At 62.0% G+C, this 4539-nt stretch carries 4 protein-coding genes; 3 read left to right on the plus strand and 1 reads right to left on the minus strand.

Going from position 1 to position 4539, the window contains the following annotated elements; genetic code table 11:
- Window positions 1–107: 107 nt before the first annotated feature.
- A complete protein-coding gene (ppk2, locus tag NKI69_RS33385; protein WP_023811346.1) occupies window positions 108–1016 on the minus strand; it encodes a polyphosphate kinase 2 in 909 nt (302 codons plus the stop codon).
- 224 nt (window positions 1017–1240) lie between these two features.
- Here ppk2 and NKI69_RS33390 point away from each other — a divergent pair, with 224 nt between their 5' ends.
- From NKI69_RS33390 to NKI69_RS33400, 3 genes are all read left to right on the plus strand, one after another.
- The gene (locus NKI69_RS33390; protein ID WP_023811345.1) at window positions 1241–2506 is read left to right on the plus strand and encodes an ATP-binding protein; all 1266 of its coding nucleotides are present in this window, start codon (window positions 1241–1243) and stop codon (window positions 2504–2506) included.
- Between the two features lie 113 nt (window positions 2507–2619).
- On the plus strand, window positions 2620–3345 hold the full coding sequence (phoU, locus tag NKI69_RS33395; protein ID WP_023811344.1) for a phosphate signaling complex protein PhoU: 726 nt from the start codon (window positions 2620–2622) through the stop codon (window positions 3343–3345).
- Between the two features lie 89 nt (window positions 3346–3434).
- Window positions 3435–4445, plus strand: coding sequence for a magnesium and cobalt transport protein CorA (locus tag NKI69_RS33400; protein ID WP_023811343.1), 1011 nt, complete (start codon window positions 3435–3437; stop codon window positions 4443–4445).
- Window positions 4446–4539: the final 94 nt, after the last annotated feature.

The following is a 4539-nucleotide window of genomic DNA, read 5'->3' on the forward strand; positions in this document are numbered from 1 at the left end:
CCCCCCCCCCCCCCGGGCGCGCGCCCCCCCCCCCCCCCCCGGCGCGCGACCCACCAAACCCCCCCCCCCCCCCCCCCCCGCCCCCCCCGCCCCCGGCCGCGGAAGCGTCAATCCTGCTTGCCGAGGAATGACGGCCCTTCGCCGATGATCTTCTTGTCTTCCTTGCCGATGATTTCGAGATCGCGCCCCTCATAGGGCAGAGACGACAGGATGCGCCGCATGATCGCCAGCCGCGCGCGCCGCTTGTCATTGGCCCGTACGATGATCCACGGCGCGAATTCCTTGTGGGTGCGCTCGAACATTGTGTCGCGCACCTTGGTGTAGTCGTCCCACTTGGTGATGCCTGCAACGTCGATGGGGGAAAACTTCCAGCTCTTCAGCGGGCTGTAGCGGCGGTCGTGGAAGCGCTCGAGCTGCGTTTCCCGGCCGATGTTCAGCCAGAATTTGAAAAAGTGGATGCCCTCGTTGGAGATCATCCGTTCGAAATGCGGCGTCTCGTCGAGAAACTGCTCGTGCTGCTGCGGGGTGCAGAAACCCATCACCGGCTCGACACCGGCGCGGTTGTACCAGGACCGGTCGAAAGTGACGAATTCGCCTGAAGTCGGGAAGTGGTCGACATAGCGCTGGTAGTACCATTGACCAAGCTCGGTCGGGGTCGGCTTGGTCAGCGCCACGTTGCGTGCCGTGCGCGGATTGAGGTACTGGCGCACCACGAAGATCGTGCCGCCCTTGCCGGCAGCGTCGCGGCCCTCGAACAGCGCCATCACCCGTTTGCCGGTCGACTGCAGCCAGGCCTGCGCCTTGACCAGCTCGATCTGCAGCTTCTCGAGCATCTCGTCATACTCGTCGCTTTTCATCTTCTTGTCGTAGGGATAGCCGCCGGCGGTCAGCTTGTTGTCCTCGACCCAGTCGGGAAGCACGGGATTATCGATGTCGAACTCCCTCTCCTTGCCGCCGATCCTGATCTTCAGCGGCCCCGAAGTTGGCGCGGCGGGACTTTCCTTGGCTTTTTTCATCGAGACGAACCCTTTCCAGCTTCCGGACTCATGCTATGGGGAGCCACTACAGCGCCGCGCGTCCGTTTGGATGCGCAAAGGACGCTGTAGCACTTTTAATTTGCGCATGATCCTTTCCGAAAATCGATTCCCGATTTTCGGGGTCATGCGGCAAGCGATCTGGTGGAAGTTTTCTGCCACCGTGCGACCGGGTGCGAAGACATTGGGGGGCAGGTCACGAGCGAATGGCTGACCTGGACACAGAGCAGAGAGGCATCACGCAAAGCATGGCCGCACGGCTGTGGCATAGCCGCTGGCTGCTTGCGGCCGGCGTCACCGCGGTCGTCGCCGTCTATGCCTTGGCCGGGATTTCAGCCTATGTCGTCCCCGCGGCGCTGCTGTTGCTGCTTGCAGCGGCAATACTGCCGACCGCCGGCGCGCGCCAATCCACCGGCAGCGGCGCTGCCATCGAGGCCATCGGCCTGCAGCGGCTCTCGGGTGAATATCTGGCCGCCGCCGTCGCCGATCCGCTGATCATCTTCGACCGGACCGCCACCATCGTGCATGCCAACGCCGCCGCCTTCGCCGCCTTCGGTGGCATCGCGCCAGGCATGTCGCTGTCGCTGAAATTCCGGGCACCGGAGATGCAGACCCTGCTGGACGGCGTGCTATCCGGCGATGTTGCCTCGGATGTCGTCGACTACATGGAGAAGCTGCCGGTCGAACGGGCCTACCGGGTGAGCGTGTCCTCGGTCGGTCACGCCACCGATCTCTATGTGCTGGTGTTCAAGGACCAGAGCGAAGCACGCAGGATCGACCGCATGCGCGCCGACTTCATCGCCAATGCCAGCCATGAACTGCGCACGCCGCTCGCCTCAATCGCCGGCTTTATCGAAACGCTGCGCGGGCCAGCCCGCAACGACGCGGCGGCGCGCGACCAGTTTCTGCAGATCATGCAGAGCCAGACCGGTCGCATGGCGCGTCTGATCGACGATTTGTTGTCGCTGTCGCGGCTCGAGATGAAACCCTATCTGAAGCCGGGAACCGAGGTGGACCTGCGGCAGACAGTCGACAGCGTCATCGATTCGCTCGGACCGCTGGCCAGCGAAAACGCCGTTGCCATCGAGCGGCACTACGCCGATGGGCCGCTTCATGTGCCTGGCGATCGAGATGAGCTTTTCCAGGTTTTCGAGAACCTCCTGGAAAACGCCTGCAAATACGGGCAGTCTGGTGGGCGCGTGGTTGTATCCATAGCGCATGGCGATGCCGGATCAGAGCCGGGCATCGACGTGACGATCAGGGACTTTGGCCCCGGCATTCCCGAGGAGCACATTCCGCGCATTACCGAGCGCTTCTACCGCGTCGACGTCGAGACCAGCCGGACCCAGAAAGGCACCGGCCTCGGCCTGTCGATCGTCAAGCATATACTGACGCGCCACAACGCCCGGCTTTCGATCAAGTCCGAAGTCGGCAACGGCGCGGCATTCTCGGTTCATTTGCCGACGCACTGATATCGCCCTAATTCAAGGGGACTGTTTCTTTTTTCTGTCATCCGGCTAGCGTATCAGCGGGGATTCGAGGAAACGACTCAAAATCAAAACATCCCGTGGGAAGGCATTTTGCCATGCAGTCCGTGCACATCGTCAGCGCCTATGACGAGGAGTTGAAATATCTGTCGAAGCGCATCGCCGCGATGGGCGGCCATGCCGAGCGCATGGTCGAACAGGCGGTCGCCGCTCTCGTCAATGCCGACCCAGGCCTTGCCCAGAAGGTCGTCCGCGACGATACCGTACTGGACGAGGGCCAGCGCGAAATCGACGACAAGGCGATCATCATCATTGCCAAGCGTCAGCCGATGGCGGGGGATTTGCGCGAGATCGTCGGGACCATTCGCATCTCCGCCGACCTCGAACGGGTTGGCGATCTCGCCAAGAACGTTGCCAAGCGGGTGGTCGCCGTCACCGACGGACGCCAGCCAACCAGCCTGTTCCGCGGCCTCGAGGCTCTGTCCAACCTGGCGTTGACCCAGCTCAAGGAAGTGCTCGACGTCTACGCGTCTCGCTCGGTGGAGAAAATCGGCTTCGTGCGCGATCGTGACGACCAGATCGACGCCATGTACACATCGCTGTTTCGCGAATTGCTGACCTACATGATGGAAGATCCGCGCAACATCACGCCCTGCACGCATCTGCTGTTTTGCGCCAAGAACATCGAGCGTATCGGTGATCACGCCACCAACATAGCCGAGACCATCTACTACATCGTCACCGGCGATCAGTTGCCGGCTGAGCGGCCCAAGGGCGACAAGACCGACAAAATCAGCCTTTCCGGGACGCAGCCGCTGAAGTGAACGCGCCTCTCGAACCGTAATCCGATTTACGCTAAGCTTTCCGGGCTTTGCCTCTATCCTCGTCCGTGGATTTGCTCCGGGAGGTCGTGATGGAAAATGTTCGGAACCTGACCCCGGCGCCTGGGCCGACATCCGGCATTATCGCTTGCGGCGTCTACACGGCCGGGCGCCGCATCGCCGACATTCCCATCGAGGAAGCCGGCGAATGGGCAAAGAAATCCGGTCATGTCGTCTGGATCGGCCTATTGGAGCCCGACCGTAACCTGTTGCTGCGCGTCCAGGCGCAATTTCACCTGCATGAGCTGGCAATCGAGGATGCCGAGCACCCGCACCAGCGGCCGAAGATCGAGCAATATGGCGACGCCTTGTTCATCGTCGCTCGCACCGCGCAGCTGATCGACGGTCGGGTCACCTTCGGCGAGACCCATTTGTTTGTTGGCTCAGGCTACATCGTCAGCGTCAGGCACGGTCCTTCGACGTCCTATGCCGCCGTTCGGCAGCACTGGGAAAGCTGCCCGCACTCGCTGGCCAAGGGTGAGGATTTCGTCCTTTACGCCATTCTCGATTTCATCGTCGACAATTACATGCCGGTGCTCGAGCAGATCGAGGACGAGGTCGAGGCGATCGAGGACAAGGTTCTGCTGAAGCCGATGACCGCTCCCGACATCGAACGGCTCTATATGCTGCGCCGCGATCTCCTACGCCTGCGCAATGCCGCGCTTCCGCTGGTCGAAGTCTGCCGACGGCTGACCAGCGCCGAGCTGCCGCAGATACACACCGCCATGCATCCGCTGTTCCGCGACGTCACCGATCACATCCGCACCGTCCAGGAGAAGATCGACAGTCTGCGCGAGGTGCTGGCGTTCGCTTTCGAGGCGAGCTTGCTGGTCGGCCAGAGTCAGGAAACCGCGAACACCAAGAAGCTCGCCTCCTGGGCCGCAATCCTGGCGGTGCCGACGGCGCTCGCCGGCATCTACGGCATGAACTTCAGCGACATGCCGGAACTGAAGATGGAATACGGCTATCCGGTGGTGCTGGGCGCTATCGTGCTGATCTGCACGTTTCTCTACTGGCGGTTCAGGAAGAACGGGTGGCTGTGAGGGTAGGCAGTAGGCAGTAGGCAGTAGGCAGTAGGCAGTAGGCAGTAGGCAGTAGGCAGTAGGCAGTAGGCAGTAGGCAGTAGGCAGTAGGCAG

The organism is Mesorhizobium sp. M0491, from assembly GCF_040321265.1.
Lineage (GTDB): Bacteria > Pseudomonadota > Alphaproteobacteria > Rhizobiales > Rhizobiaceae > Mesorhizobium.

What these genes read in the sequence shown, in the direction of transcription:
- NKI69_RS33400 (WP_023811343.1), top strand. Translation starts at nt 3,435, where the DNA reads ATGGAAAATGTTCGGAACCTGACCCCGGCGCCTGGGCCGACATCCGGC.
- ppk2 (WP_023811346.1), bottom strand. Translation starts at nt 1,016, where the DNA reads ATGAAAAAAGCCAAGGAAAGTCCCGCCGCGCCAACTTCGGGGCCGCTG.
- phoU (WP_023811344.1), top strand. Translation starts at nt 2,620, where the DNA reads ATGCAGTCCGTGCACATCGTCAGCGCCTATGACGAGGAGTTGAAATAT.
- NKI69_RS33390 (WP_023811345.1), top strand. Translation starts at nt 1,241, where the DNA reads ATGGCTGACCTGGACACAGAGCAGAGAGGCATCACGCAAAGCATGGCC.